2 protein-coding genes are annotated in these 1,223 nt (G+C 61.7%); both read right to left on the bottom strand.

From position 1 onward, the window contains the following. Nucleotides 1-10 precede the first annotated feature (10 nt). A complete protein-coding gene (locus RMO57_RS15480; protein WP_310388126.1) occupies nt 11-730 on the bottom strand; it encodes an ABC transporter ATP-binding protein in 720 nt (239 codons plus the stop codon). A gap of 18 nt (nt 731-748) precedes the next feature. Next, nucleotides 749-1,223, bottom strand: a 475-nt coding sequence (locus tag RMO57_RS15475; protein WP_310388124.1) for an ABC transporter ATP-binding protein, incomplete at its 5' end; no start/stop codon positions are given.

Below are 1,223 nucleotides of genomic sequence, written 5' to 3'. Positions count from 1 at the left end.
TTTTTTTCATCTACTCGCCGAGGTAAGCCGCCCTCACCTTCGGATCATTCAGCAAGGTCAACCCCGCGCCCGTCATCGTCACCAGACCCGACTCCATCACATAGCCCCGGTTGGCAATCTGCAGTGCGCGGCTGGCGTTTTGTTCGACCAAGAGTATCGTCACCCCTTGCTTGTGGATGTCATTGATGACCTCAAAGATCTTGTCCACCATGATCGGGCTCAAACCCATCGAGGGCTCGTCCAAGAGCAGCACTTTGGGCTGCGTCATCAGCGCCCGCCCCATCGCCAGCATCTGCTGCTCGCCGCCCGACATGGTGCCGGCCAGCTGCAGCCGGCGCTCTTTGAGGCGCGGGAAGATGCCGAACACCTTGTCGATGTCGGCCTCGATCTGCGCCTTGTCGTTGCGGATGTAGGCGCCCATCTGCAGGTTCTCGGTGATGGTCATGCGCGTGAACGTGCCGCGCCCTTCCGGCACCATCACCAGGCCTTGCTTGACCAGGTCCCACGCACCCTGGCCCTTGATCGACTTGCCCATGTATTCGATGTCGCCGGCGGCCACCGGCTGCAGCCCGGTGACGGCCTTGAGCGTGGTGCTCTTGCCCGCGCCGTTGGCGCCGATCAGGCTGACCAGCTCGCCTTGCGCCACTTCGAAGTCCACGCCCTTGACGGCCTGGATGCCGCCGTAGGCCACCTTGAGTCCGCTGACTTTGAGCAATATGTTTGCTGACATGTTCATGTTCTCTCTGGCTCAGTGGTTCTTGTGGCCGGCGCCCAGATAGGCTTCGATCACTTTCTCGTTGCGCTGCACGTCATACGGCGTGCCTTCGGCAATTTGCTTGCCGTAGTCCAGCACCGAGACGCGGTCACACAAGCCCATCACCAGTTTCACATCGTGTTCGATCAACAGAATGGTGCGGCCGTCTTTGCGGATGCGGTCGATCAGCTCTCTGAGCACCACTTTCTCGGTCGCGTTCATGCCGGCGGCCGGCTCGTCCAGCGCGATCAGCTTGGGGTCGGTGGCCAAGGCCCGCGCGATCTCCAAACGCCGTTGGTCGCCGTAGCTGAGCGTGCGGGCCTTGAACTCCGCGTACTTGCCGATGCCCACATAGTCCAGCAGCTCCTGCGCACGTTTGGCGATGGCGGCCTCTTCGCTCTTGAAGCCGGGGGTGCGCAAAATAGCGCCCAATAACCCCGATTTCGTGCGGATGTGGCGCCCCACCATC

Source organism: Roseateles sp. (assembly GCF_031397715.1).
Classification (GTDB): Bacteria; Pseudomonadota; Gammaproteobacteria; order Burkholderiales; family Burkholderiaceae_C; genus Paucibacter_A.
The sequence above is the reverse complement of the archived record's forward strand: the minus strand, read 5'-3'. Positions and strand labels throughout refer to the sequence as shown.